Source organism: Paenirhodobacter hankyongi (genome assembly GCF_003664585.1).
Taxonomy (GTDB): domain Bacteria; phylum Pseudomonadota; class Alphaproteobacteria; order Rhodobacterales; family Rhodobacteraceae; genus Rhodobacter; species Rhodobacter hankyongi.
The window spans coordinates 17750-43042 of record NZ_RCHI01000023.1 but is presented as its reverse complement, the minus strand read 5'-3'; the positions used below and the strand labels follow the sequence as shown (position 1 = coordinate 43042).

Annotated in this window: 38 protein-coding genes and 1 tRNA gene; 3 read left to right on the top strand and 36 right to left on the bottom strand. The window is 65.7% G+C overall.

Features of this window, described 5'->3' with window-relative positions; all coding sequences use genetic code 11:
• The 8 genes from DYS74_RS18845 to DYS74_RS17055 all read right to left on the bottom strand — a co-directional run.
• Positions 1–227: hypothetical protein (locus DYS74_RS18845; RefSeq protein ID WP_220668871.1), on the bottom strand; the 227-nt coding region annotated here is incomplete at its 3' end.
• A gap of 105 nt (positions 228–332) precedes the next feature.
• Complete coding sequence (locus DYS74_RS17085) at positions 333–1118, bottom strand: HpcH/HpaI aldolase family protein (RefSeq protein WP_121534873.1); 786 nt, start codon at positions 1116–1118, stop codon at positions 333–335.
• 51 nt (positions 1119–1169) lie between these two features.
• Positions 1170–2039, bottom strand: coding sequence for a transporter (locus DYS74_RS17080; RefSeq protein WP_121534872.1), 870 nt, complete (start codon positions 2037–2039; stop codon positions 1170–1172).
• A 33-nt stretch (positions 2040–2072) separates the two neighbouring features.
• Entirely contained in the window at positions 2073–2594 is a 522-nt protein-coding gene (locus DYS74_RS17075; RefSeq protein ID WP_121534871.1) for a flavin reductase family protein, read from the bottom strand.
• 79 nt (positions 2595–2673) lie between these two features.
• Complete coding sequence (locus DYS74_RS17070; RefSeq protein WP_121534870.1) at positions 2674–3846, bottom strand: p-hydroxyphenylacetate 3-hydroxylase oxygenase component; 1173 nt, start codon at positions 3844–3846, stop codon at positions 2674–2676.
• A 42-nt stretch (positions 3847–3888) separates the two neighbouring features.
• Positions 3889–4569, bottom strand: coding sequence for an alpha/beta fold hydrolase (locus tag DYS74_RS17065; protein ID WP_121534869.1), 681 nt, complete (start codon positions 4567–4569; stop codon positions 3889–3891).
• Positions 4566–5036 carry a nuclear transport factor 2 family protein gene (locus DYS74_RS17060; RefSeq protein WP_121534868.1) on the bottom strand — a complete coding sequence of 157 codons (471 nt, stop codon included), beginning with the start codon at positions 5034–5036 and terminating at the stop codon, positions 4566–4568. Before DYS74_RS17060 ends, DYS74_RS17065 begins: the two co-directional genes overlap by 4 nt.
• A 55-nt stretch (positions 5037–5091) precedes the next feature.
• Positions 5092–6006, bottom strand: a complete 915-nt coding sequence (locus DYS74_RS17055) for a VOC family protein (protein WP_121534867.1) — start codon at positions 6004–6006, stop codon at positions 5092–5094.
• A 662-nt stretch (positions 6007–6668) separates the two neighbouring features.
• Between DYS74_RS17055 and DYS74_RS17050 the strand changes: the two genes are divergently transcribed.
• Positions 6669–7427, top strand: a complete 759-nt coding sequence (locus tag DYS74_RS17050) for a TetR/AcrR family transcriptional regulator (RefSeq protein ID WP_121534866.1) — start codon at positions 6669–6671, stop codon at positions 7425–7427.
• Between the two features lie 10 nt (positions 7428–7437).
• Here DYS74_RS17050 and DYS74_RS17045 read toward each other — a convergent pair whose 3' ends face one another.
• Entirely contained in the window at positions 7438–8355 is a 918-nt protein-coding gene (locus DYS74_RS17045; protein ID WP_121534875.1) for a hypothetical protein, read from the bottom strand.
• A gap of 161 nt (positions 8356–8516) precedes the next feature.
• Here DYS74_RS17045 and DYS74_RS17040 point away from each other — a divergent pair, with 161 nt between their 5' ends.
• A complete protein-coding gene (locus DYS74_RS17040; protein WP_121534865.1) occupies positions 8517–9104 on the top strand; it encodes an NAD(P)H-dependent oxidoreductase in 588 nt (195 codons plus the stop codon).
• Here the strand turns inward: DYS74_RS17040 and DYS74_RS17035 are convergent.
• The 13 genes from DYS74_RS17035 to rpmC all read right to left on the bottom strand — a co-directional run bounded on the left by DYS74_RS17035 (position 9089) and on the right by rpmC (position 14695).
• Positions 9089–9856, bottom strand: coding sequence for a DNA-binding transcriptional regulator (locus tag DYS74_RS17035; protein ID WP_121534864.1), 768 nt, complete (start codon positions 9854–9856; stop codon positions 9089–9091). The genes DYS74_RS17040 and DYS74_RS17035 overlap by 16 nt on opposite strands.
• 126 nt (positions 9857–9982) lie before the next feature.
• Positions 9983–10315 (bottom strand): ribonuclease E inhibitor RraB, encoded by a 333-nt coding sequence (locus DYS74_RS17030; RefSeq protein ID WP_121534863.1) that lies wholly within the window; start codon positions 10313–10315, stop codon positions 9983–9985.
• Positions 10316–10399: 84 nt separating this feature from the next.
• Entirely contained in the window at positions 10400–10591 is a 192-nt protein-coding gene (gene rpmD, locus DYS74_RS17025) for a 50S ribosomal protein L30 (RefSeq protein ID WP_121534862.1), read from the bottom strand.
• A 12-nt stretch (positions 10592–10603) separates the two neighbouring features.
• The gene (rpsE, locus tag DYS74_RS17020; protein WP_113902056.1) at positions 10604–11164 is read right to left on the bottom strand and encodes a 30S ribosomal protein S5; all 561 of its coding nucleotides are present in this window, start codon (positions 11162–11164) and stop codon (positions 10604–10606) included.
• A gap of 125 nt (positions 11165–11289) precedes the next feature.
• Positions 11290–11649, bottom strand: a complete 360-nt coding sequence (gene rplR, locus DYS74_RS17015; protein ID WP_121534861.1) for a 50S ribosomal protein L18 — start codon at positions 11647–11649, stop codon at positions 11290–11292.
• A gap of 11 nt (positions 11650–11660) precedes the next feature.
• A complete protein-coding gene (gene rplF / locus DYS74_RS17010) occupies positions 11661–12194 on the bottom strand; it encodes a 50S ribosomal protein L6 (RefSeq protein WP_121534860.1) in 534 nt (177 codons plus the stop codon).
• Positions 12195–12204: 10 nt separating this feature from the next.
• Entirely contained in the window at positions 12205–12603 is a 399-nt protein-coding gene (gene rpsH, locus DYS74_RS17005) for a 30S ribosomal protein S8 (protein ID WP_121534859.1), read from the bottom strand.
• A gap of 13 nt (positions 12604–12616) precedes the next feature.
• Positions 12617–12922 carry a 30S ribosomal protein S14 gene (rpsN, locus tag DYS74_RS17000; protein ID WP_121534858.1) on the bottom strand — a complete coding sequence of 102 codons (306 nt, stop codon included), beginning with the start codon at positions 12920–12922 and terminating at the stop codon, positions 12617–12619.
• Between the two features lie 16 nt (positions 12923–12938).
• The gene (gene rplE / locus DYS74_RS16995; RefSeq protein ID WP_121534857.1) at positions 12939–13499 is read right to left on the bottom strand and encodes a 50S ribosomal protein L5; all 561 of its coding nucleotides are present in this window, start codon (positions 13497–13499) and stop codon (positions 12939–12941) included.
• Complete coding sequence (rplX, locus tag DYS74_RS16990) at positions 13499–13804, bottom strand: 50S ribosomal protein L24 (protein WP_121534856.1); 306 nt, start codon at positions 13802–13804, stop codon at positions 13499–13501. Before rplX ends, rplE begins: the two co-directional genes overlap by 1 nt.
• Positions 13804–14172 carry a 50S ribosomal protein L14 gene (gene rplN / locus DYS74_RS16985; RefSeq protein WP_013066055.1) on the bottom strand — a complete coding sequence of 123 codons (369 nt, stop codon included), beginning with the start codon at positions 14170–14172 and terminating at the stop codon, positions 13804–13806. The genes rplX and rplN overlap by 1 nt, the downstream gene beginning before the upstream one ends.
• Positions 14173–14249: 77 nt before the next feature.
• Complete coding sequence (rpsQ, locus tag DYS74_RS16980) at positions 14250–14483, bottom strand: 30S ribosomal protein S17 (RefSeq protein ID WP_113902045.1); 234 nt, start codon at positions 14481–14483, stop codon at positions 14250–14252.
• 11 nt (positions 14484–14494) lie between these two features.
• Positions 14495–14695, bottom strand: a complete 201-nt coding sequence (rpmC, locus tag DYS74_RS16975) for a 50S ribosomal protein L29 (protein ID WP_121534855.1) — start codon at positions 14693–14695, stop codon at positions 14495–14497.
• A gap of 242 nt (positions 14696–14937) precedes the next feature.
• Here rpmC and DYS74_RS16970 point away from each other — a divergent pair.
• A tRNA-Gln gene (locus DYS74_RS16970) sits at positions 14938–15011 on the top strand.
• 201 nt (positions 15012–15212) lie between these two features.
• Here the strand turns inward: DYS74_RS16970 and rplP are convergent.
• The 14 genes from rplP to rpsL form a co-directional block, all read right to left on the bottom strand.
• A complete protein-coding gene (gene rplP, locus DYS74_RS16965; protein WP_113901739.1) occupies positions 15213–15626 on the bottom strand; it encodes a 50S ribosomal protein L16 in 414 nt (137 codons plus the stop codon).
• Between the two features lie 12 nt (positions 15627–15638).
• Entirely contained in the window at positions 15639–16349 is a 711-nt protein-coding gene (gene rpsC, locus DYS74_RS16960; protein ID WP_113901738.1) for a 30S ribosomal protein S3, read from the bottom strand.
• A complete protein-coding gene (gene rplV, locus DYS74_RS16955) occupies positions 16349–16729 on the bottom strand; it encodes a 50S ribosomal protein L22 (protein WP_121534854.1) in 381 nt (126 codons plus the stop codon). The genes rpsC and rplV overlap by 1 nt, the downstream gene beginning before the upstream one ends.
• A gap of 5 nt (positions 16730–16734) precedes the next feature.
• Positions 16735–17013 (bottom strand): 30S ribosomal protein S19, encoded by a 279-nt coding sequence (rpsS, locus tag DYS74_RS16950; RefSeq protein WP_113901736.1) that lies wholly within the window; start codon positions 17011–17013, stop codon positions 16735–16737.
• Between the two features lie 3 nt (positions 17014–17016).
• Positions 17017–17853, bottom strand: coding sequence for a 50S ribosomal protein L2 (gene rplB, locus DYS74_RS16945; protein WP_121534853.1), 837 nt, complete (start codon positions 17851–17853; stop codon positions 17017–17019).
• A 215-nt stretch (positions 17854–18068) separates the two neighbouring features.
• A complete protein-coding gene (locus DYS74_RS18530) occupies positions 18069–18545 on the bottom strand; it encodes a hypothetical protein (protein WP_147435534.1) in 477 nt (158 codons plus the stop codon).
• Between the two features lie 192 nt (positions 18546–18737).
• Entirely contained in the window at positions 18738–19034 is a 297-nt protein-coding gene (locus DYS74_RS16935) for a 50S ribosomal protein L23 (protein WP_121534851.1), read from the bottom strand.
• Positions 19031–19651: a 50S ribosomal protein L4 gene (gene rplD, locus DYS74_RS16930; protein ID WP_113901732.1), complete on the bottom strand. Its 621-nt coding sequence runs from the start codon at positions 19649–19651 to the stop codon at positions 19031–19033. The genes DYS74_RS16935 and rplD overlap by 4 nt, the downstream gene beginning before the upstream one ends.
• Positions 19648–20376, bottom strand: a complete 729-nt coding sequence (gene rplC, locus DYS74_RS16925) for a 50S ribosomal protein L3 (protein ID WP_113901731.1) — start codon at positions 20374–20376, stop codon at positions 19648–19650. Before rplC ends, rplD begins: the two co-directional genes overlap by 4 nt.
• 11 nt (positions 20377–20387) lie before the next feature.
• Positions 20388–20696, bottom strand: coding sequence for a 30S ribosomal protein S10 (rpsJ, locus tag DYS74_RS16920; protein ID WP_013066043.1), 309 nt, complete (start codon positions 20694–20696; stop codon positions 20388–20390).
• A 198-nt stretch (positions 20697–20894) separates the two neighbouring features.
• Positions 20895–22070 (bottom strand): elongation factor Tu, encoded by a 1176-nt coding sequence (gene tuf / locus DYS74_RS16915; RefSeq protein WP_121534836.1) that lies wholly within the window; start codon positions 22068–22070, stop codon positions 20895–20897.
• Between the two features lie 66 nt (positions 22071–22136).
• Positions 22137–24251 (bottom strand): elongation factor G, encoded by a 2115-nt coding sequence (fusA, locus tag DYS74_RS16910; protein ID WP_121534850.1) that lies wholly within the window; start codon positions 24249–24251, stop codon positions 22137–22139.
• Between the two features lie 14 nt (positions 24252–24265).
• Positions 24266–24736 carry a 30S ribosomal protein S7 gene (gene rpsG, locus DYS74_RS16905; protein ID WP_121534849.1) on the bottom strand — a complete coding sequence of 157 codons (471 nt, stop codon included), beginning with the start codon at positions 24734–24736 and terminating at the stop codon, positions 24266–24268.
• A 12-nt stretch (positions 24737–24748) separates the two neighbouring features.
• Positions 24749–25120 (bottom strand): 30S ribosomal protein S12, encoded by a 372-nt coding sequence (rpsL, locus tag DYS74_RS16900; protein WP_096433949.1) that lies wholly within the window; start codon positions 25118–25120, stop codon positions 24749–24751.
• Between the last annotated feature and the right edge of the window lie 173 nt (positions 25121–25293).

The following is a 25293-nucleotide window of genomic DNA, read 5'->3' as shown; positions in this document are numbered from 1 at the left end:
TTTTTCACTTTTCCCGACGATTTCTCGCCCAGGAGCCAAAATCCCCTGCTTTCATTGACCCCAGACAGAACGGCGCCCGGAACCGAAATCCGGAAAAACTGCCTGCAGGAAAGATCGTTGCGCGAACAGGCCGTCAAACGAAAGAAATTCAGCAGCCCCGGCCGCTCACCCCCGACTCGACCACCGAAACCCCGGGAATCGAACCGCCAGAAGAACACCAAAAGCACCACACCACGCCCAGCCAGGGGAGAATCGCGCCCTTGCGGCGCTGTCCGGTGCCCGGTGATTCCGGGCCACGGGAATCACCGGGCGGGCGCCCCGCGCTCGGACGGTCATCCCCCGGATGGCGGCAGGAAGCTTGCGCGGGCCTGCGCCGCGCTCGCCCGCAGGAAGCCCTGATCCGATCCGGTGAGGAAGCCCGTCGCCCCGCGCTCGCGCAGATGCGCCAGCTCGACCGGATTGGCGGCCAGGATCAGCACCGGCAGACCCACGGCCACGGCCGCCGCCATCACCCGGTGCACCGCCGCCTCGAGCTCCCCCGCCCTGGCCGCGGCGCCCATCGACACCGCCAGATCGGCGCGCCCGATGAAGATCGCATCGAGCCCCTCGACCGCGACGATCTCGTCGATCGCCCCGATCGCTGCGGCATCCTCGATCATCGCGATCACCGCACAGCGCGCATCCTGCTGCGCGATGTGCTGCGCCATGCCAATCGCACCGAAGGCTCCCGCCCGCGTGGTCGGGGAGAAGCCCCGCTCGCCGCAATAGCGCGCCCGCGCCACCGCGAGACGCGCGGCCGGCGCGTCGGTCACATGCGGCACCAGAACACCATCGGCACCGCTGTCGAGCACGCGCAGGATCTCGGCCGGGCTGCGCACGCGCACCAGCCCGGCCATGCCCTGTGCCCGGCAGGCAAGCACGATGGCATCCGTGGTCTCGGGGTTCAGCGGGGCGTGCTCCTCGTCGATCACCGCGAAGTCGAAGCCGAGCTGACCGAGAATCTCGGCCGGCTGCGTCGAGGGGATCTTCAGGAAGGTGCCCAGCAGCGGCTCGGCGGCGCGCAGGCGGGCGCGGAAACCGGTCAGCCTGGCGGCACCGGCATTGGGGTGGGTCGGCATGGTCACTCCTTTCGGCGAGGACCGGCCCGGAAGGTTCCGGGCCGGCCGGGGTCAGAACACCTTGACGAGGCGCAGCTGCACGGCGCTGTCGTATTTGAAGCCACCCTCCACGTTGAAATCGCGCGCCAGCATCCCCTGGATCTGGGTCGTGGGATCGACGAAATGCGTCAGGTAGAGACGCAGCTGGTCGCGGTGGGTCTTCAGGCCGGTCTCGACGCCATCCACCTTCTGCTCGCCGCCGCGCTGGCCGGAATAGCCGACCGTCAGCGAGGTCGCCGGCCCCCATTGCTTGCGCAACATCGCCTGCAGCTGCCACGACGGGCGGCGCGACTGCTCGGCCCCGGCCTCGGTGTGATCGCCCTGGAAGGCGACATCGAGCGCCCCGTCGAAGAAGAAGCCGCCGCCCAGCCCCTGGATCACGCCGATCTGCGGCGTCAGCGACCAGGTGCCCTCGCCGATGCCGATGCGCCCCGCCTCATGGCCGCCGGTGGGCAGCGTCGCGAAGAGCGAGACGCCGAAGCTGGTGCCGGTCTCGGGCGCGTCGGGTTGCACCGGCCAGACGGTCAGGCCGAGCGTGGTGTCGCCAAGGCCGCTGGTGGTGGGCTGATCCGCGCCGCCGATCCGGGCGGTGCCGATCTCGGCAAAGGGGATGACGAGGTGATAGGCCGCCGGCAGATCGCCGAAGGCGGTGTAATAGAGGCCGCGCAGGATCCCCACATTCGCCTCGAAGGACGAGCCGGGCACGGCGGTGCCGTTCACCTCGAGGCTGTCGGCGCTCAGGTGCTGCAGATAGAGCATGGCAAGCGCCGTGCCGCTTGGCAGGATCGTGTAATCGGCCGGGCCGACGTCGATCGCGCGGGCGGGCGGCGCGGCAAGCGCAAGCGCAACCGCGCCGGCGCCCAGGGTACAGGTCATCTTCATCAAGGTCTCCTCCCTTATGATGTGCGACGAAGGTCAGGGCGCGGCGGCCTGCGGGTGCGGCTGCGCCAGCGAATAGGCGCCGCGGTGGTACAGCAGCGGGTCGGCGTCGGTCTGCGCAAAGCCGGTGACCCGCCCGATCAGCAGCCAGTGGTCACCGCCGTCGAGAACCGCCTCGCGCGCGCATTCGATGCTGGCGCAGGTGCCCGGCAGCAGCAGGCAGCCGCCCTGCCCCTCGCGCAGGGCAAGGCCGGCGAACTTGTCCCCGCCCCGCGCGGCAAAGGCGCGGCACAGCGCGATCTGGTCATGGGCAAGAATGTTCACCGCGAAATGGCTGGCGGCCTCGAACACCGGATAGCTGGCCGAGGTCTTCACCAGGCTCCACAGGATCAGCGGCGGATCGAGGGAAAGCGAATTGAAGCTGTTCGCGGTGACGCCGACACGGCGACCGCCGGCCTGGGCGGTGATCACCGTGATGCCGGTGGCAAAGCAGCCAAGCGCGGCGCGGAAGGCGCGCGGATCGAACCCGGTCGCGGCGGGGGAAGAAAGATCGGTCATGGGAACTCCTGTCAGGACGACGCGCGCAGGGCGCGCCGGCGCGGGGGCCCGGCCCGGGGGGAGGCCGGGCCGGACGGGCTCAGAACAGGGACGGGTCCGGCTCGAGCCCCATCAGCGCACGGCCGAGGATCTGCGCGCAGATGTCATAGTCGGTATAGGCATGGGCGGCGGTCATGTGGCTGTTGCGGAACAGCCGCTGCGCCTCGGCGTCGTCGAACCAGGCCGAACCGCCCGAGGCCTCGAACAGCCGGTCCACCGCGGCGACGAACATCTTCACCGCATAGGCCTGGTTGGTGCGCCAATAGGCCATCTTCTGCGCATCGGGGAAAACCCGGCGCTCGGCGTGGTCGCGCATGTCCTCCCAGGTCTTTTCCAGGAAGGCGCGGCCCGCCGCCACCTGATGCGCGCTTTCGGCCAGACGCATGCAGGCGGGGATCGACTGGCCGACCTTCGCGCCGGTATAGGCGCGCACGCGGCCCTGGGTGCGCTCGGTGTAAAGCGCGATCATCCGCTCCGCGATGCCGAGGCTGACCGAGGAGAAGCAGCTTGCGAAGACATAGATGAAGGGGACGTGGAAGATCTTGCTGTCGGGATACAGATGCCCCCCCGCCGAGGTCAGGCTCATCAGCGCCGGGACGCTCTCGATGCGGTGGTTCGGCACGAAGGCGTCCTTGACCACCAGCGTCTTCGAGCCGGTGCCGCGCATCCCCTGGGTGAACCAGGTGTCGCGGATCTCGTAATCGGCGCGCGGCAGGATCGCGAAGCTGTAGACCTTGCCGCCCTCGGGCGCGTCGCGCAGGAAGCCGAGGATCGCCCATTGCGCATGGTCGCAGCCCGAGGACCAGCCGAATTCCCCCGAAAAGCGCACCCCGCCCTCGACCTCGACCGACTTGCCATAGGGCGCGATCGAGGAGGAGGCGACGGTGTCCGGGTCCTCGCCCCAGATCTCGTCCTGCAGTTCGCGCGAATAGAGCGCGATCTGGTGGTTGTGCTCGGCCAGCAGCGAGAAGGCCCAGGCGGTCGAGCCGCAGGCGGTGGCGATCAGCGCGATGCAGTTCTCGAACTCGGGCACCCGCATCTCGAGCCCGCCATAGGCCCTGGGCTGGAAGGCGCGGTGCAGACCGGTGGCCTTCAGCAGGTCGATGTTCTCCTTCGGGACCATGCGGTCCCCTTCGGCCTGCACGGCATTGGCCGCGATCTGCGGCAGGATCGCGCGGATGCGCTCGATCATGGTGGTGGACGCGTCGAACATGGGTCTCCTCCCTTTGGTTGGTGTCGTGGTCTGCCGGCGGCGTCAGCCCCGGCTCAGAAAGGCAAGCGCGGCGTCGCGGAAGCGGATGTCGGAGGTCAGGCCGACATGGCCGGTGCCGTCGATCAGCCGATGCGTGGCGCCGGGCAGCGCGGCACACAGGCGGGTGTCGGGCTGCGCCACCGCGTCGGCGCGGCTGTTGAAGATCAGAATCGGCGTGCGCACCTGCGCGAGCCGAGCCTCGGTCAGCACCGGATTCGCCGGCCGCTCCAGCACGGCCGCAAGGCAGGCCGGGTCGGAGCCGCTGCGCCGCGCATAGTCGAGCAGCGCCGCGACCTGCGGCGTGGGCGGTTCCTGCGCCGCGCCGCGCAGCGCGGCGACAAGCACGGGGCCGGCCTGTTCCGGCGCGAAGAGATTGTCGCCGATGCCGCCCAGCACCAGCCGCCCGTTCGCCCCCGGCCGCCGCACTTCCAGCTCGAGCAGCAGCTTCGTGCCCAGCGAGAAGCCGATGGCGCCGAACAGATCGTCCGGCAGCCGCGCCGCCAGATCGCCGGCGAGATCGGCGTAATCGGCCGGATCGTGCGAGCCGCCCTGCGGCCCATGCCCGGCGATGTCGAACCCCACCGGCTCGAACCCCGCCGCGCGCAGCGCGTCGTCCCAGCCGTCGGCCTGCCAGGTCGCGGCGTAGGAGCCGCCCCAGCCATGGATCAGCGCAACCTTTCTCATGTCGTCTCTCCCCTTGCCGCGGCGGCGGCCTGCTTCAGGTCGGGCGTGTCGGCGCCGGCGAAGATCAGCGCGCCGGTGACGCGGGCAAGGCGCCAGCCCGCGGCCGTCTCGACACAGTCGAAGGTGAAATCGGCCAGCGACGAGGGCGGCCCAAGCGCGACCGGGCGTGCCCCGCTGCCGGAAAACACCGTGATCGTCGCCGCCAGTCGCACACCCGCGCCGGGCAGCAACCGCAGGTTGGTGCACAGATGGCGGGTGAGGCGCCCGCGCTCGGCCGAGAGCGCGCGGCGCGCGGTGAAATAGCGCGCCAGCGCCGCCTGCCCCTCGGCGCGGAAGCTCTCGATGACCAGCGCACCGTCCGCGGTGAACAGCTCCGGCCCCTCGATCGGCGCCGTTTCATCGACGCAGGCCCAGAAGCGCAGGACCAGATCCTCGAGCGCATGGAACTGCTGCCAGGTGATCGTCATGGAATGCCCTCCGTCGGGCGTCTCCCCGCACGGGGAGACCGCCCTGCGCCCGTGGTCAGGACCCGACCGTCATGAAGGTCTCGGCCATCTCGTAGCCCCAGCCGTTCATCACCTCGGGCATCTGCGCCGGCACGATGTCGACGCTGAGCGGCGTCGCGTCGTCGGCGAACTGCTCCATCCCCGAGGAGAACTCGTTGCGGTTGCCGAAGGGGTCGAAGATGTAGGCGTAATTGTTGGTGCCGAAGCCGGTCGAGGAGCCAAGCCCCGCGTTGTGGCGCCCGGGGCCGAATTCCCAGCGGTGGCCGGTGTCCATCAGCCGGTCCGAGAGGCGGAAATAATGGTTGCCGTCCTCGACCGCGAAGGCGACGTGGTGCAGCCGGTGCGCCGGGTTCACCGCCTTCATGTAGGCGATGTCGTGGTCATAGGCCGAGCCGCGCAGCCAGATCCCGGCGAGCTTGCCCTCGACCGAGATGTTCAGCGACGACTTGAACCCGATCATCATCAGGAAGTCGCGCATCACCTCGGGCTCCACCTCGCCGAGCAGGTTGATGTGGTCCATGTCGCACGGCACATGCGAGCCGCGGGCGTCGAAATCCGAGATCCCGGCGCGCCGCTCGGCCCCGCCGGTGGCCAGGCGCAGCTGATGCCCCGAGGGCAGGTGGAATTTCAGCGCCGCGCCCTCGCCCGGGCGGCTGTCGCCGGCGAAACGTTCATGCGCCACGCCCTCGCGCGTCAGGATCGCGCCGACCCGGTCGAGATCCTCCTCGTCGTCGACGCCGAAGGTGAAATTGTCGAGCGAGCAGGTGCCCTTCACCAGCGTCAGATCGGCGGCCGCGCCGCGGCAGGCCAGATGCGCGCTGTCGTCGCTGCGGCTCAGCACCGTCAAGCCCAGCACGTCCTCGTACCAGCTCAGCGCCTTGCCGATGTCGCCCACGTAGATCGCGGCGTGATCGATGCGGTTGATCCCCATGTCTTGGTCCTTCCCGTGTTCAGTCAATGATGCTCGCTGCGGCGGCCACGGGATGTGGCGCCGGATGTCGCAAGTGGCGGTGGCAGAGGGCCCGCCCGGGGCACACCCCGGCCGTCACACGTCATGTGCGCGCAGCCCACTGCGAAATGTCATGGAATGTTCAGCCCGCAGCCCCGCACCGACCGGCGCAGGCCCCACGCGGCACGGACCGGCTCAGCCCGGTCGCGGTGCGTCAGCCATCGTGATCTCCTCCGTTCGGCTCTCCCGGGCCGATCCTCTCCCTCGCAGCCCTCCAAGCTGCCTGGAAAGACTACGACAGAATGTCAAAATGACAAATCGTCATTTTACAAATTCCACCAGACGGAATAACTTCTGGGAACATTCCATCTTCCACCGCCCTCAGAGGGGCCTTGGGGCGCTTTTGCAGGACGTGATTTCAAATGGTTGACAGAACACGGCCGCGCCGGGGCGAGCCGCCAGCCACCCCCACCCGGGACGGCCCTCCCCCTGCGCGCGGCGGGGCCTCCGGGCCTGTCCCGCCTGCGCAAAGCTGGACCTCGGAGACAATCCAGACCATACCGGAGGGGGCGGCCGGCACCGCGCCGCAATGCGGCAAGCCGGGCGATTCTCCCGCGCAGATGCAAGGGCAGCAAGACCGGTTCATGGCGGAAAACGACGACAGCCAGCTTTCGACCCTCGGTTACCGGACCGCCGGCAGCGGGCGCCGCGCCGAGATCGGCGCCGCCCGCCGGGCGCGCTCGCGCAACACCCTCCTGACCGCCGCCTTCACCTGCTTTGGCCAGGAGACCGGTCAGGCCTCGCGCATCGAGGACATCTGCAAATGCGCCGGCGTCGCGCGCGGCACCTTCTACAATCACTTCGACGATCTCGAGCAGCTGAAATACCAGCTTCAGGAGGAACTGACCGGCGAGTTCGACCGCGCCGTTCACCTGATGCTCGCCGCACTCGACAGCCCGGCCGAACAGACCGCCGTGGCGATTCGCTACTATCTGCACGCGGCCGAGAAGAACCCGGCCTGGGGCTGGGCGATGATCCATTCGAGCGCGCCGGGCCACACCTTCGGCGAAACGGTCTGGCACAATTCGCTGGTGACGATCCGGCGCGGTCTCGATCAGGGGGTGTTCTCGATCAGCACCGCCGAGATCGGCCGCGACATCCTGATGGGGGCGGTGGCGGCGGCCATGGTCTCGATCACCCAGGGGTGCACGCCCGCGGATTACCCCGAGCAGATCGCGCGCCACATCCTGCTTGCCTTCGGCATGAGTGCAGCCGAAGCGCAGCAGATCTGCACCCGGCCGCTGCCGGCGCTGCCGGCGATCGCGCATGAAAAGATCGTCATCGCCAGCATGCCCGCGCTTGGCGAGATCGGCGGCCCGGAGCCGCCCGGCGGCGGGCGCTGAGCGCCGCGCGCTATTCGATCTCGGTGCGCGCCATCGGATAGTCCTCCGCATTCAGGACCCAGCCCGCGCGCTGCGAGAAATCCATCCGCGGCGGCGCGAAGATGTCGACGATCTGCGACTCGGGCGACAGCCAGAGCGTGGTGTGCAGCGCCGGCGGCGGCAGCACCGTGGCCGAGGGGCTGGAACAGGCGATGCGCAGATCGGGCAACCAGTGCGCCTGATCCGGCGTCCAGGGCCAGCGCAGGAAATGCTCGAACTCCCCCGCCAGCGTCAGCGAGACCTGTTCGAAGCTCGCGTGGAAATGCGGCGAGACCTTCGCGGCGTCGCGCGGCGCGGTGAAGCGCGGCAAGATGTTCACCATCAGCGTCGTGCAGCGGAAGATGCGGCCAAAGCGCCCCTCCTGCACCGGCACATCCAGATCATAGGCCCGCAGCCGGAAGCCGCCGGGCGGGTCGGGCCAGGGCTGGAACGGCGGGATGCAGGGATTGGGCGCGGCGGGCCGCGCCGCGGGCGGACATTGCGCCACTAGGTCGGCGGAACGGGCGGTGAAGACGAAGGTCACCGTGCCACGGCCCTGCAGCGTCACCCGGCTGTCGCCCGGCGGCACGATGAACAGATGGTTGCCCGGGTGATCCTCGACCGCGCCCGCGCCGGTGGTGATGGTGAAGCGCACCGAGGGTTCGAGCGCGAACACCATGTATTCGTCAAGCTGCCCCGAGCGCGCGAACTCGGCCGTGCCATCCAGCTCGACCACCCGCAGCACCATCCGCGACGCGCCGAGCATCCACGCCCGCCAGCCGGTGCCCGTCGCAAGCGGCGGGTCCTCGTGGAAGCGCCCGACCTGCGGCAGGCAGAACGGACCGGTCGCCGTCGCCTCGGCCGGGGCGGTCCTGAGAAGCGCCTTGCGCGGATCGCTGTCGTCGAACATGGCCATCTCCCTGCATCGTCCTGTCCGCTCCACAGCTCTCACGGGAGCGCATGCGGCGCACGCGAAACCTGCGCCAGTTCCACGAGGCGGAATTGGCGTCCGGCCCGCTTGAGCCACCGTCCGCGCGGTGAGACGGTGCCCCGAACGAGGGGAGAAGAGAGATGGCAGGCACGCTGGTGATCGTTGCGCATCCGGACCTGGCGCACAGCCGGGTCAACGCCGCCTGGGCCGCGGCGGCCCGCGACTGCGCGACCTGCACGGTCCACGACCTTTACGCAACCTATCCGGACGGCCCGATCGACGGCGCGCACGAGCGCGCGCTGCTCGAGGCCCACGACCGGATCGTGCTGCAATTCCCGCTGACCTGGTATTCCTGCCCGCCGCGACTGTCGGAATGGATGGTCACGATCCTGAAACGGGGCTGGGCCTATGGTCCGGGGGGGCGGGCGCTGCAGCTCAAGACGCTCGGCATCGCGGTCTCGACCGGCTCGAACGGCGCGGATTACAGCCCCGATGGCCGCTACGGGCACACGCTCGACGCGGTCACCCTGCCCTTCGAGCTGCTCGCGATCCATACCGGGATGCACTACCTGCCCGCCTTCACCCTGACGGGGGTGCGCGACTGCGACGACGCGGCGCTGGCGCAATCGGCTATGCACTATGTCCGGCATCTGCGTCATGCCGCGCCCCGCCGCTGCGCCTCGGGGCAGGACGACGACCGCGCGAAGACCCGTTACCCGACCGGCTGAGCGCCGGTTTCGCAAGCCGCAACGGCGGCCCGCAACTCGGCCTTCAGCGCCGGCACATCGACCTGCGCACGGGCGAAATAGGTGACGCCCAGCGTGCCGACGAGCTTTGCCCCAAGCCGCAGCGGCAGCGCGAGGGAATGGGTCTCGGGCTGGACATTGCCGCTGCGCTCGCCAAAGCCGCTGGCGCGGGTCATCGCCACCACCGCCGCCGCGCGTTCCTCGATCGCCTGCGACTCGGCCGGGGTCGCGGCCGATTGCTGCAGCAGCGCGACCAGATGGCGCCGCTCGGCCGTCGGACAGAAGGCGAGATAGGCGCGGCCATGGGCGTAGTCGAGCAGCGTCATCCGCCGGTTGATCGTCGACTGATAATGCGACAGCGGGCTCATCGGGATGGTGCTGAAGCGGATCACCAGCGCGTCGACGTCCAGCGTGGCAAGCGCTGCCGGCCACAAAGTGCGCCGGGTCAGCGCCTCGGCGGCCTGTCGCGCGGCATCGAAAACCTGCGGCAGCCCGTGATGCCCCGCCCCGAGCGCCGCAACCCTCTCGGTCACGCAATAGCCAGCCGTCCGGCCCAGCTTGCGCACATAGCCCGCGGCGATCAGTGTCTCGAGCAGACGCACCACCGTCGGCGCCGGCAGGCCGGTCTGCGCCGCCAGATCCTGAACCCGGGCCACGGCGACCCGGTTCATGAATTCGAGCAGTTGCAGGGTGCGTTCGACCGAGCGCACGGTTTTCGAGGGCGTTGGCGTCATCGGATCGGTCCGGGCAGGGCATCGGAACTCTGATTCGATACTCCGGACGCAAAAATTGCAAGCTGCCCGGCTTTTCGGGGAAGCAATGCCGATCGCGCGGCCGCGCCGCGCGTCGGCCCGGGCCGCTCAGGCGCCGACGAATCCCCAGCCGTCGGGGATGAAGCCATAGACCGCGGCGAGCAGGGTGAGCTTCTCTTCCTCGGCCCAAAGCCCCTCGGCCGTCAGCGCCATCTCGGGCGTGATGATCTCGAGGCAGTCTTCCTCGTCTTCGTCCACCGCCTCGAAGCCCTCGGCGTCATAGCCCAGGTCCTCGACCGCCTCGCCGAATCCGTCCCAATCGGCGCCCGGATCCTCGGCGACGAACTGGAAGGCCACGCGGCCACGCTCGGGCAGCGGCTCCATCGCAGCGATCTCGCGGAAGGTCCGCAGCGTCTCCGCCTTCTGCTGTGCCATGTCCATCACCGTCTCCTTCGTCGTGCGGGCAGGTTCCAATGAAAAACGCCCCGGCCTGGCCGGGGCGCTTTCGTTCGTCGCGAAGGGCGCTCAGCCGCGCTCTTCGATGATCTTCACGAGGTGCGAGATCTTGGTGACCATGCCGCGGATCGCCGGGGTATCTTCCAGCTCACGGGTGCGGCGGATCTTGTTCAGGCCGAGACCCTTCAGGGTCGCGGTCTGGATCGCGGGACGGCGGGCGGCCGAGGCCACCTGCTGCACGACGATGGTTTTCTTCGTCATCGGTCAGTCTCCTCAGGCTTCGGCCGAAGCGTCGGCTTCGGGCTTGGCGAGGATGTCCGCCACCTTCTTGCCGCGGCGAGCCGCAACGTGACGGGGCGAGGCTTCCTTCTTCAGGCCGTCGAGCGTGGCCCGGATCATGTTGTACGGGTTCTGCGAGCCGATCGACTTCGCAACCACGTCCTGCACGCCCAGCATCTCGAAGACGGCACGCATCGGGCCGCCGGCGATGATCCCGGTACCGGCAACGGCGGTGCGCATGACCACCTTGCCGGCGCCGTGACGGCCCTCGACGTCGTGGTGCAGCGTGCGGCCGTCGCGCAGCGGAACGCGGACGAGCGAACGCTTCGCCTGTTCGGTCGCCTTGCGGATCGCTTCCGGAACTTCCTTGGCCTTGCCCTTGCCGAAGCCGACGCGGCCGCGCTGGTCACCGACCACCACGAGCGCGGCGAAACCGAAGCGCTTGCCGCCCTTCACGGTTTTCGACACACGGTTGATCGCAACCAGACGATCGGCGAATTCCGGGGTTTCCTCGCGCTCGGCGCGGCGGTCCCGGCGATGTTCACGTTCTGCCATGAGGCATTCCTTTTCGTGATGGCGTGCGCACACGCCGTTTTGTCCAATCCTGGTGAACGACCCGAAGCGGCGAACCGCCGGGCCATTCCCGGATCATCGGGGGGACGCGGACGTCCCCCACCGGATCAGAACTTCAGGCCGCCTTCGCGGGCCGCATCGGCAAGCGCCTTGATCTTCCCGTGGAAGAGGAAGCCGCCACGGTCGAAGTAGCATTCTTCGACACCCGCCGCCTTCGCGCGCTCGGCAATCGCCGCACCGATCTTCGCCGCCGCTTCGACGTTGTTCTTGCCAACGACGCCGAGCTCTTTTTCGAGAGTCGAGGCCGAGGCAAGGGTCACGCCCTTGACGTCGTCGATCAGCTGGACGCTGATGTTCTTCGAGGACCGATGGACCGAGAGGCGCAGGCGCCCGTTGGCCATCGAACGAAGCTTGTTCCGCACGCGCAGGCGGCGCTTGAGGAACAGTTCGCGTTTGTTGTTCGCCATTTTTGCCACCCTTACTTCTTCTTGCCTTCCTTGCGGAAGACGTACTCGCCCTTGTAGCGGATGCCCTTGCCCTTGTAGGGCTCCGGCTGCCGCCACTCGCGGATGTTGGCCGCGACCTGACCGACCAGCTGCTGGTCGATGCCTTCGACGGTGATTTCCGTGGGCTTCGCCGACGTGACGGTCACGCCTTCGGGCACCTCGAAGTTCACTTCGTGCGAATAGCCGAGCGAGAGCTTCAGAATCTTGCCCTGCACCGCGGCGCGGTAACCCACGCCCTGGATCTCGAGCTCTTTCTTGAAGCCGGTGGTGACGCCGACGCCGAGGTTTTCGATCATCGAGCGGGCCATGCCCCACTGCTGACGCGCCCGCTTGGACGTGCCACGCGGGGTGACCTTGACGGTGTTGCCCTCGAGCGTGAGGGTCACGTCGTCGGTGGCGGTGAAGCTGCGGCTCCCTTTCGGGCCCTTCACTTCGATGGTCTGACCGTCCAGCGTGGCAGTGGTGCCAGCGGGCAGCTCGACCGGTTTTTTACCAATACGAGACATGCTTCCCTCCTTAGAACACGGTGCAGAGCACTTCACCGCCAACGTTGGCAGTGCGCGCAGCCGCGTCCGTCATGACGCCCTTGGGCGTGGAGACGATCGAGATGCCCAGGCCCTGACGGACCGTCGGGATCTCCTTGACCGAAGCGTAGACGCGACGGCCGGGGGTCGAGACGCGCTTGAGTTCGCGGATCACCGGGGTGCCCTCGAAGTACTTGAGCGAGATCTCGAGTTCCGGCAGGCCGAGCGTGCCTTCCTTCTTCTCGTAGCCACGGATGTAGCCTTCCGCCGCCAGCACGTCGAGCACCCAGGCACGAAGCTTGGACGCGGGGGTGCGCACGGTGGACTTGCCGCGCATTTGCGCGTTGCGGATGCGGGTCAGCATATCGCCGAGAGGATCGTTCACAGACATTCCCGTCTCTCCCTTACCAGCTCGACTTCACCATGCCCGGGATCCGGCCGAACGAGGCCAGGTCACGGAGCATGATCCGCGAGAGTTTGAGCTTACGATAGTAAGCATGCGGACGACCGGTCAGCTGGCACCGGTTGTGCAGCCGGGTCGCCGACGAGTTGCGGGGCAGTTCCGCGAGCTTCAGAGTCGCCTTGAAGCGCTCTTCCATCGGCTTGGACTGATCTTCGATGATCGCTTTCAGCGAGGCGCGCTTGGTGGCGTACTGTTTCACCAGCTTCGCGCGCTTCACTTCGCGTTCAACCATGGATTTCTTGGCCATAAATTCTCTCCGGCGATCAGCTGTTGAACGGCATGTTGAAATGCTTCAACAGCGCCTTCGCTTCCGCGTCCACGCTCGAGGTGGTGCAGATGATGATGTCCATGCCGAGCACCTCGTCGACCTTGTCGAAGTCGATTTCGGGGAACACGATCTGCTCTTTGAGCCCCATCGCGTAGTTGCCACGGCCATCGAACGAAGAGCCCTTCACGCCGCGGAAGTCGCGGACGCGCGGCAGGGCCACGTTGATCAGGCGGTCGAGGAATTCATACATGCGGTCACCGCGCAGGGTCACCTTGCAGCCAAGCGGCATCTCTTCACGAACGCGGAAGCCGGCGACCGACTTCTTGGCGTGGGTGATGACAGCCTTCTGACCGGCGATGAGCGTCAGCTCTTCGGCGGCCTGCTTGACCTTCTTGGTGTCCTTGACGGCTTCGCCGACGCCCATGTTCAGGACGATCTTGTCCAGACGCGGGATCTGCATGTCGTTCTTGAAGCCAAACTCTTCCTTCATCGCCGGACGGATCGTGTCCTTGTACAGCGTTTTCAGGCGGGGCGTGTAGGTTGCCTGGTCGAGCATCAGATCGCCTCCCCGGTGGTCTTGGCGTAACGGACCTTGGCCTCGCCTTCGATACGGAAGCCGACGCGGGTCGCCTTGCCGTTGGCATCGACGAGCGCGAGGTTCGACAGGTCGATCGGCATCGCCTTGGCGATGCGGCCACCCTGCGAGGTCTGGGTCTGGCGGGTATGGCGGATCGCCATGTTCACGCCTTCGACGACGGCCTTGTTGTCCTTCGGCATGACAGCGGTGATTTCACCCTGCTTGCCTTTGTCCTTGCCGGCGAGAACGACGACCTTGTCGCCTTTGCGGAGCTTCGCAGCCATTACAGCACCTCCGGAGCGAGCGAGATGATCTTCATGAAGTTCTTCGCGCGCAGTTCGCGAACGACCGGCCCGAAGATACGGGTGCCGACCGGTTCGCCCTGGTTGTTCAGGATGACGGCGGCGTTGCGGTCGAAGCGGATGGCGGTGCCATCTTCGCGACGGACTTCCTTGGCGGTGCGAACGACGACGGCCTTGCGGACGTCCCCCTTCTTCACGCGGCCCTTCGGAATCGCCTCCTTGACCGACACCACGATGATGTCGCCCACGGATGCGTAGCGGCGATGCGAGCCGCCCAGGACCTTGATGCACTGAACTCGGCGTGCGCCGGAGTTGTCAGCGACATCCAGATTGGTCTGCATCTGGATCATTTGGTTACTCCCGACCTTTGGGGACGAGCCCCAGGGTTTCGATAAACTGAACGTTTATCGCCGGGACCTGACAGAAGTCAGGCCTCGACGACAACCTTCCAGCGTTTCGTTTTCGAGATCGGCGCGCACTCTTCGATGCGAACGGTGTCACCGGTCTTGAAAGTGTTCTCCGCGTCATGGGCGCGGTATTTCTTCGACTTCCGCACCGTCTTCTGGAGAAGCGGATGCTTGAAGCGGCGTTCCACGAGGACGGTGACCGTCTGGTCATTCTTGTCCGAGGTGACGACGCCTTGCAGGATACGTTTGGGCATCGGAAGACTCCTTACTTCGCGGCTTCAGCGGCTTTGGCGTTCAGCACCGTCTGGATGCGGGCGACGTCGCGACGGACATTGCGCATGCGGGCGGTGTTCTCGAGCTGGCCGGTGGCCTGCTGGAAGCGGAGGTTGAAGGCTTCCTTCTTCAGCGCGATCAGCGCGTCGCGGAGCTCATCAGGCGTCTTCGCCTTGAGTTCTTGGGCTTTCATGCCACGGTCCTTTTTTGGCACCAGAGGGCCCCTTGGGGTGACCCTGATCCTGGTGGGTTATGTATGTCCGGAGGTCCGGACCCGCGGCCTATAGCACCACACCCCCAATCTGGCAATGCCAAATGCCCCGAATTCACGGAAGCGCGACAAAATGCAATTTCCCGGTTGACGTCGGTCGCACAACCCCTTACTTGGGCCCGCAAGAAGACCGAAGCCGCTCGCGGCGAAGCACTTCTCCCTGTTGCCCTCTCGTCTAGCGGCAGGACGCCTGATTCTGACTCAGGTAAGCGTGGTTCGAATCCACGGAGGGCAGCCAACCTTCCCCAGCATCTATGTTGATCTGCTTGGCTCCGGCTCACCCGCGATTCGTCGCGGGTTTTCGCGTTTTCGCGCCTGCACCGCCGCCAGGCCCCCGGCCCCCGGCCCCCGGCCCCGCAGCCCCCGGAACATCGAACCGCCAAAAGAAAAGGCCCCCCGATTCGCTCGGGGGGCCTGATCTCCTGACGGGAAGACCGGATTACCAGTCTTCGCGCGCCACGATGCGGGTCAGCACCGGCAGCTTGTTGGCGCCAAGGCGCAGGGCCTCGCGCGCAACGACTTCCGACACACCGTCGATCTCGAACATGATCCGGCCCGGCTTCACCTTGGCCGCCCAGTAATCGACCGAGCCCTTACCTTTACCCATACGGACTTCGGTGGGCTTCGACGACACCGGCACATCCGGGAACACGCGGATCCAGACCCGGCCCTGACGCTTCATGTGACGGGTGATCGCACGACGCGCAGCTTCGATCTGGCGCGCGGTCACACGCTCCGGCTCGGTGGCTTTCAGCGCGAAGGACCCGAAGTTCAGGTTGAAGCCGCCCTTGGCTTCACCGTGAATACGGCCCTTGTGCTGTTTGCGGAACTTCGTCCGTTTCGGTTGCAGCATCTCTCATACCCCTCAACGAGCGTCGCGACGCGGGCCACGCGGCGCCGGGCCTTCCTGGGCCTCGGCGGCCTTGCGGTCGCGTGCTTGCGGATCATGTTCCATGATCTCGCCTTTGAAGATCCAGACCTTCACGCCGATGATCCCGTAGGGGGTCGACGCTTCGGACAGCGCATAGTCGATGTCGGCACGCAGGGTGTGCAGCGGCACGCGACCTTCACGGTACCATTCGGTACGGGCGATTTCCGCGCCGCCGAGACGGCCGGCAACGTTCACCCGGATGCCGAGGGCGCCCATGCGCATCGCGTTCTGCACGGCGCGCTTCATCGCACGACGGAAGGACACGCGGCGCTCGAGCTGCTGCGCGATCGATTCGGCGACCAGCTGGGCGTCGAGTTCGGGCTTGCGGACCTCGACGATGTTGAGGTGCAGTTCCGACTTCGTGAAGTTCGCCAGCTTCTTGCGCAGGACTTCGATGTCCGCGCCCTTCTTGCCGATGATGACGCCCGGACGCGCAGCGTGAATGGTCACGCGGCACTTCTTGTGCGGACGCTCGATGATCACGCGGCTGATGCCGGCCTGCTTGGCTTCTTCATGGATGAAGTCGCGCATCTTCAGGTCTTCGAGCAGCATGTCACCATAGTCTTTCGACTCGGCGAACCAGCGGCTGTCCCAGGTGCGGTTGACCTGGAGGCGCATCCCGATCGGGTTGACCTTCTGTCCCATTACGCACGCTCCTCGATCTGACGCACCTTGATGGTGATTTCCGAAAACGGCTTCATGATCTTGCCGAAACGACCACGGGCGCGCGGACGACCGCGTTTCATGACCAGGTTCTTGCCGACCCAGGCTTCCGCGACGACCAGGTTGTCGACGTCGAGGCCGTGGTTGTTCTCGGCATTGGCGATGGCCGACTGCAGGCACTTCTTCACGTCACCGGCGATGCGGCGCTTCGAGAAGGTGAGATCGGCGAGAGCCTTGTCGACCTTCTTGCCGCGGATCATCGCAGCGACGAGGTTCAGCTTCTGCGGCGAGGTGCGAAGCATCTTCGTCTTGGCGAAAGCTTCGTTGTCCGCCACGCGGCGCGGATTGTTTTCCTTACCCATGGCTCTTACTTCCTCTTGGCTTTCTTGTCGGCGGCGTGACCGTAATAGGTCCGGGTCGGCGAATATTCACCGAACTTCTGGCCGATCATTTCCTCGGTCACGTTGACCGGGATGTGCTTCTGGCCGTTGTAGACGCCGAAGGTCAGACCGACGAACTGCGGCAGGATGGTGGAGCGGCGCGACCAGATCTTGATCACGTCCGATTTGCCCGAAGCTTTCGCCTTCTCCGCCTTCTTCAGCAGATAGGCGTCGACGAAGGGGCCTTTCCAGATAGAACGTGCCATGTGTTAGCGACCCTTCTTGGCGTTGCGCGAACGGAGAATGTACTTGTCCGTCTTCTTGTTCGAGCGAGTCTTCTTGCCCTTGGTGTCCTTGCCCCACGGGGTCACCGGGGTACGGCCACCCGAGGTCCGGCCTTCACCACCGCCATGCGGGTGGTCGATCGGGTTCATCGCGACGCCGCGGACGGTCGGACGCACGCCCTTGTGGCGCATACGACCGGCTTTACCGAAGTTCTGGTTCGAGTGGTCGGCGTTCGACACGGCACCGATGGTGGCCATGCACTCCTGACGCACGATGCGCAGCTCGCCCGACGAGAGGCGGATCTGAGCATAGCCGCCGTCACGGCCGACGAACTGGGCGTAGGTGCCGGCGGCACGGGCCAGCTGACCGCCCTTGCCCGGCTTCAGCTCGACGTTGTGCACGATCGTGCCGATCGGCATGCCCGAGAACGGCATCGCGTTGCCCGGCTTGATGTCGTGCTTCGGGCCCGAGTAGACGGTGTCGCCGACAGCGAGGCGCTGCGGCGCCAGGATGTAGGCGAGCTCGCCGTCCTGGTACTTGATCAGCGCGATGAAGGCGGTACGGTTCGGATCGTATTCGATCCGCTCGACGACCGCCGGAACGTCGAACTTGCGACGCTTGAAATCGACGACGCGGTAGAGACGCTTGGCGCCGCCACCCTTGTGCCACATCGTGACGCGCCCGGTATTGTTCCGGCCACCGGTCTTGATCAGGCCCTCAGTGAGGGCTTTGACCGGACGGCCTTTCCAAAGCTCCGAACGGTCGATCAGAACCAGCCCACGCTGGCCCGGCGTCGTCGGCTTATACGACTTGAGTGCCATGCTTTCTGTCTTCCGTTAGCTTGCGGCGGGTTGCCCCGCCTGTCTGTGTGTAAAGGGCCCCGAAGGTCCCCGAGTTCAATAGTCAAGCGCCCCGGAACGAATCCGGGGCTGCGGGACTGGCGCGATGTAGCAGGGTTGGGGGGGCGAGTCTATAGGTTAGATAGAACCGCCCCCAACGGATCGGGCCGTGAGCAAAGAGCACCGCCCCGAAGTAGCTATCCGGCGCTTCTCGAGACTCCGAGAAACCTCGACATCAACTCTCGCCGATCACCAGGGGTGCCTACCCTCCACCTCGCAGTGAGACGAAACAGCACGCCGACAAAGACTAAGCAGACCAAAATAGCCGCCCCGACATTCCTTTCCTGCAGCGTGAACCCAAGAAAAGTCGGCGCGGGAGCAATCCCCAGAAACTTCGCCACTCCATCAAGCCCGACAGCCACCAGCCACGTCCCCACACTGGCGGAAATGCCCGACATTGCGTCCATGATTGCAGCGCCACAGAAGATCTTTCCAAACAGTGCGGTCAACGCACTCACCAAAGTGGCTAGCAGAGAAAAATTCCCAAGAATAAGCGCACCGACATAGGTGGACGAAAGCGTTCCGGCCACATACCCGCCGACGGAAGTAGACGCGATCCATGCGCCTGAAGAGTGCAAAACCGGGTATGCTATAGGGAAGAATGGCAAGGGCATGGGAAATCTCCTGCGGTGATATAGCCAATTCCACACGCGTCAGTTGGGAGCGCATAACGCCCCCTTCAAGTCCTCGACGCTTTTCCTGATGACAACGACATGGGCCCATCCACCTTAGGAAGACAGACACGCCTCCCCAAACGAAAAGGCCCCCGCTCACGCGAGGGCCTTTCCAGGTTCTGACAGATCGGCTCAGAGGCCGGTCGAGACGTCGATCGTCTGACCGTCTTCCAGCGTCACATAGGCCTTCTTCACGTCCGAGCGCACGCCGGCCATGCCGCGGAAACGCTTGGTCTTGCCCTTGGTGATGGTGGTGTTGACCGCCTTCACCTTGACGCCGAAGAGGGTCTCGACGGCTTCCTTGATCGCCGGCTTCGTAGCCGTTTTCGCGACCTGGAAGACCACCGCGCCGTTCTCCGAGGCCATGGTGGCCTTTTCGGTGATGATCGGCTTCACGATCACGTCGTAGTGTTCGGGTTTCGCGCTCATTTCAGGCGAGCCTCCAGAGCTTCGACACCCGCCTTCGTGAGGACCAGGGTCTCACGCTTGAGGATGTCATAGACGTTGGCGCCCATCGACGGCAGCACGTCGATGCCTTCGATGTTGCGCGCGGCTTTGGCGAAGTTCTCGTTCACGGCGGAGCCGTCGATCACCAGAACCTTCTTCCAGCCAAGCTCCTTCGCGGCCTTGGCAAGCAGCTTGGTCTTGGCTTCGGCCATGTCGGCCGCGTCCAGAACCACGAGGTTGCCGGCTTTCGCCTTGGCCGAGAGCGCGTGGCGCAGGCCGAGCGCGCGGAACTTCTTCGTCAGGTCATGGGCGTGCGACCGCGGGGTCGGGCCCTTGTAGACGCCACCGTGACGGAAGATCGGGGCCTTCTTGGACCCGTGGCGAGCGCCGCCGGTGCCCTTCTGGCGATAGATCTTCTTGGTCGAGTAGCTGACGTCCGACTTGCCGAGCACCGAGTGGGTGCCGGCCTGGGCCTTCGCGCGCTGCCAGCGCACGACGCGATGCAGGATGTCGGCGCGCGGCTCGAGGCCGAACAGCGCATCGTCCAGATCGATCGAGCCGGCCTTGCCGCCGTCAAGCGTGATCACATCGAGTTTCATGCTTCACCCCCTTCGACCGAGACTTCTTCGGCCGGAGCAGCGGCAGCCGTCTTCAGACCGGCCGGCATCGGAACGTCCGACGGCAGCGGCTTCTTGACGGCGTCCTTGATGGTGACCCAGCCACCCTTGGCGCCGGGCACGGAGCCCTTCACCAGGATCAGGCCGCGGTCGGCATCGGTCTTGACGACCTGGATGTTCTGCGTGGTGACACGCACGGCACCCAGATGGCCAGCCATCTTCTTGCCCTTGAACACCTTGCCCGGGTCCTGGCACTGGCCGGTCGAACCGTGCGAACGGTGCGAGATCGACACGCCGTGCGAGGCGCGCAGACCGCCGAAGTTGTGGCGCTTCATGACGCCCGCAAAGCCCTTACCGATCGAGGTGCCGGCGATGTCGACGAACTGGCCGGCATTGTAGTGCTCGGCCGAGATCTCGGCACCGACGTCGATCAGGTTTTCCGGGTCCACGCGGAACTCGGCCAGCTTGCGCTTCGGAGCGACGTTCGCCTTCGCGAAGTGACCACGCATCGCAGCCGACACGCGCTTCGCCTTGGCTTCGCCGGCGCCGAGCTGAACGGCGGTGTAGCCGTCGGTTTCGACGGTGCGCTGCGCGACGACCTGGAGGTTGTCGAGCTGCAGCACGGTCACCGGGACCTGCTTGCCGTCTTCGAGGAACAGCCGGGTCATGCCCAGCTTCTTGGCGATAACACCAGAACGTTGAGTCATGGCGTGCCTCCTCAGACCTTGATCTCGACGTCGACGCCAGCGGCGAGGTCGAGCTTCATCAGCGCGTCCACGGTCTGGGGGGTCGGGTCGACGATGTCGAGCAGACGCTTGTGCGTGCGGATTTCCCACTGGTCGCGCGACTTCTTGTCGATGTGCGGACCACGGAGAACCGTGAATTTCTCGATCTTGTTGGGCAGCGGGATCGGCCCGCGGACCTGTGCACCGGTACGCTTGGCGGTGTTCACGATTTCCTGGGTGCTGGCGTCCAGCACGCGGTAATCGAACGCCTTGAGCCGGATGCGGATGTTCTGACCACTCATTTAGTCTTGCCTCTCGCAGGGGCTATCAGGTTGAGAGGCAGACACCGCCGAATGCGACGCCTGCATCGAACCACAATCTCTTGGAGATCCGGGGCGCTCTACGGGAGGCACCCGAGTCTGTCAAGAGCAAATGGTGCGCCCGCAGGCGCACCATTCATTCGCATCTCGATGTCGGTGGCGGGTTGCCCCGCCGCCCGATCACTTGAGGATCTTGGAGACGACGCCAGCGCCGACGGTGCGGCCGCCTTCACGGATGGCGAAGCGGAGCTTCTCTTCCATCGCGATCGGGGCGATCAGCTCGACGGTGAACTTCAGGTTGTCGCCCGGCATCACCATCTCGGTGCCTTCCGGCAGCTTCACGGTGCCGGTGACGTCGGTGGTGCGGAAGTAGAACTGCGGACGGTAGTTCGCGAAGAACGGCGTGTGACGGCCGCCTTCTTCCTTCGTCAGGATGTAGGCTTCCGCCTCGAACTCGGTGTGCGGGGTCACCGAGCCCGGCTTCGCCAGGACCTGACCACGTTCCACGCCCTCACGGTCGATGCCGCGCAGCAGCGCGCCGATGTTGTCGCCGGCTTCACCGCGATCCAGCAGCTTGCGGAACATCTCGACGCCGGTGCAGGTCGTCTTCTTCGTCGGACGGATGCCGACGATTTCGAGTTCGTCGCCCACGTTCACCGCGCCACGCTCGACACGGCCGGTCACAACCGTGCCGCGGCCCGAGATCGAGAACACGTCTTCGATCGGCATCAGGAACGGCTGGTCGACAGCGCGCACCGGGGTCGGGATGTAGTCGTCGACAGCGGCCAGCAGCGCGCGGATCGAGTTCTCGCCGATTTCCGGATCACGGCCTTCGAGCGCGGCCAGAGCCGAGCCCTTGATGATCGGGGTGTCGTCGCCCGGGTAGCCGTAGGCCGACAGAAGTTCGCGGATTTCCATCTCCACGAGCTCCAGCAGCTCTTCGTCGTCAACCTGGTCGACCTTGTTCATGTACACCACGATGTACGGGATGCCGACCTGACGGCCGAGCAGGATGTGCTCGCGGGTCTGCGGCATCGGGCCGTCGGCCGCCGAAACCACCAGGATCGCGCCGTCCATCTGCGCCGCGCCGGTGATCATGTTCTTCACGTAGTCCGCGTGGCCGGGGCAGTCGACGTGCGCATAGTGACGCGCAGCCGTCTCGTATTCCACGTGCGCCGTCGAGATCGTGATCCCGCGGGCTTTCTCTTCCGGCGCGCCGTCGATCTGGTCGTAGGCCTTGAATTCACCGAAGTACTTGGTGATCGCAGCCGTCAGCGTCGTCTTGCCGTGGTCAACGTGGCCGATCGTGCCGATGTTGACGTGCGGTTTCGTCCGTTCAAACTTTGCCTTTGCCATACTGGCCTCCTGTAGTCCGTGAACCTGGGAAGAGGCGCCCGGGGTCACCCCCGGACGCCGTCAGCCTCAGGCGTATTTCTTCTGGATCTCGTCCGAGATGTTCTGCGGCACGGCTTCGTAGTGATCGAAGATCATGGTGAAGACCGCGCGGCCCGAGGACATCGACCGCAGGTTGTTGATGTAGCCGAACATGTTCGCGAGCGGCACGAAGGCGTTGATCACGTTCGCGTTGCCGCGGGTGTCCTGGCCCTGCACCATGCCGCGACGGCTGGTGAGGTCACCGATGATGCCGCCGGTGTATTCTTCCGGGGTCACCACTTCGACCTTCATGATCGGCTCGAGCAGCTTGGCGCCGGCCTTCTTCAGGCCTTCGCGCATCGCCGCGCGGGTCGCGATTTCGAAGGCGAGCACCGAGGAGTCGACGTCGTGGAACGCACCGTCGATCAGCGCGACCTTGAAGTCGATCACCGGGAAGCCCGCGAGCGGACCCGAGTCCATCACCGACTTGATGCCCTTTTCGACGCCGGGGATGTATTCCTTCGGCACCGCACCGCCCACGATCTTCGACTCGAACGAATAGCCTTCGCCCGGTTCGGTCGGGGTGATGACGAGCTTGACGCGCGCGAACTGGCCGGTACCACCGGTCTGCTTCTTGTGCGTGTAGTCGATTTCGGCTTCGCGCGAGATCGTCTCGCGATAGGCCACCTGCGGCGCACCGATGTTCGCCTCGACCTTGAACTCGCGCCGCATGCGGTCGACGAGGATGTCGAGGTGGAGTTCGCCCATCCCCTTCATGATCGTCTGGCCCGATTCGAAGTTGGTCTCGACGCGGAAGGACGGATCCTCGGCCGCGAGACGCGCCAGAGCGATGCCCATCTTTTCCTGGTCAGCCTTCGACTTCGGCTCGACGGCGATCTCGATCACCGGCTCGGGGAAGGTCATGGTTTCCAGCACGACCGGTTTCGCCGGATCGCACAGGGTGTCGCCCGTGGTGGTTTCCTTCAGGCCGGCCAGCGCGATGATGTCGCCCGCGAAGGCTTCTTCGATTTCCTCGCGGTTGATGGCGTGCATCATCATCATACGGCCGACGCGTTCGCGCTTGCCCTTCGTCGCGTTCATCATCTGGTCGCCCTTCTTGAGGACGCCCGAGTAGATGCGGGTGAAGGTCAGCGAGCCGACGAAGGGGTCGTTCATGATCTTGAACGCCAGAGCGGAGAAGGGCTCTTCGTCCGCGGCATGACGCTCGATGTTGCGGGTTTCGGTCTCGTCGCCCGGCATGAAGCCGACATAGGCCGGCACGTCGAGCGGGCTCGGCAGATAGTCGACCACGGCGTTCAGCATCGGCTGCACGCCCTTGTTCTTGAACGACGAACCGGCGAGGACCGGAACGAAGGCCATGGCGAGGGTGCCCTTGCGGATCAGCTTGCGCAGTTCCGCCTCTTCGGGCTCGGTGCCCTCGAGATAGGCTTCCATCGCGGCGTCGTCCTGCTCGACGGCGAGCTCGACGAGCTTGCCGCGCCATTCGTCGGCGAGGTCCTTCAGCTCGTCACGGATCGGCTGACGAACCCAGCTTGCGCCGAGGTCTTCACCCTTCCAGACCCATTCGTCCATGGTGATCAGGTCGACGATGCCTTCGAGCTGGTCTTCGGCGCCGATCGGCAGCGCAACCGGAGCCGGGGTGGCGCCGGTGCGGTCCTTGATCATCTTCACGCAGTTGAAGAAGTCGGCACCGATCTTGTCCATCTTGTTGACATAGACGATGCGCGGAACCTTGTAGCGGTCAGCCTGACGCCACACGGTTTCGGTCTGCGGCTCGACGCCAGCGTTGGCGTCGAGCAGACACACAGCACCGTCGAGCACCGCCAGCGAGCGTTCGACTTCGATGGTGAAGTCGACGTGGCCGGGGGTGTCGATGATGTTGAAGCGGTATTTCGGCCCCTCATGGGTGCCGGTCTCGGTGCGCTGCCAGAAGGTGGTCGTCGCAGCCGAGGTGATGGTGATACCGCGTTCCTGCTCCTGCTCCATCCAGTCCATCGTCGCGGCGCCGTCGTGGACTTCGCCGATCTTGTGGGACTTGCCGGTGTAGTAGAGGATGCGCTCCGTCGTCGTGGTCTTGCCCGCATCGATGTGGGCCATGATCCCGAAGTTGCGATAGAGCTCCAGCGGATATTCGCGTGCCATGAGGGGTTCCTCTCTTACCAGCGGTAGTGGCTGAACGCCTTGTTGGCGTCGGCCATCTTGTGGGTGTCTTCCCGCTTCTTCACGGCAGAGCCGCGCGAGTTCACCGCATCGAGAAGTTCGCCCGCAAGGCGTTCTTCCATGGTGTGCTCGTTGCGGTTCTTCGCCGCGGTGATCAGCCAGCGAATCGCCAGCGCCTCACGACGGGTCGGACGCACTTCGACCGGAACCTGGTAGGTGGCACCGCCGACGCGACGCGAACGCACTTCGACCGAAGGCTTCACGTTGTCGAGAGCCTCGTGGAAGACTTCCACGGGCTCGCGCTTAAGCTTGCCTTCGATCCGTTCGAGGGCATTGTAGACGATCCGCTCGGCAGTGGACTTCTTGCCGTCGATCATCAGGTTGTTCATGAATTTGGTCAGCACGCGATCGCCATATTTGGCGTCGGGCAGAACTTCGCGCTTCTCAGCGGCGTGACGACGAGACATGCTTCACACTCCTCACTTCGGCCGCTTCGCGCCGTATTTCGAACGACGCTGACGACGATCCTTGACGCCCTGGGTATCCAGAACACCGCGCAGGATGTGATAGCGCACACCCGGAAGGTCCTTCACACGACCGCCGCGGATGAGCACAACGGAGTGCTCCTGCAGGTTGTGCTTTTCGCCCGGGATGTAGGAGATGACCTCGAAGCCGTTCGTCAGGCGCACCTTGGCGACCTTACGCATAGCCGAGTTCGGTTTCTTCGGCGTCGTGGTGTAGACGCGCGTGCAGACGCCGCGCTTCTGCGGGCACTGCTGAAGGTGCTGCGATTTCGATCGCTGCACCTTGGGCTGCCGCGGCTTGCGGATCAGCTGCTGGATGGTAGGCATTCCGGTTCCCCGTGTTTGCTCTGTCAATACTCTCAACCCGGCCCGGTGGGATCCCCGCGCGAGGCTGAGCCGCTTCTCGACGGCGCTTCACGCAGATCGTGAAACGCCAAACCGCACCCTTCCCGTCTTGCGGCGGGGCGAATGCGTCGTCGTCTTCAGGGAAAGAGGCCGGT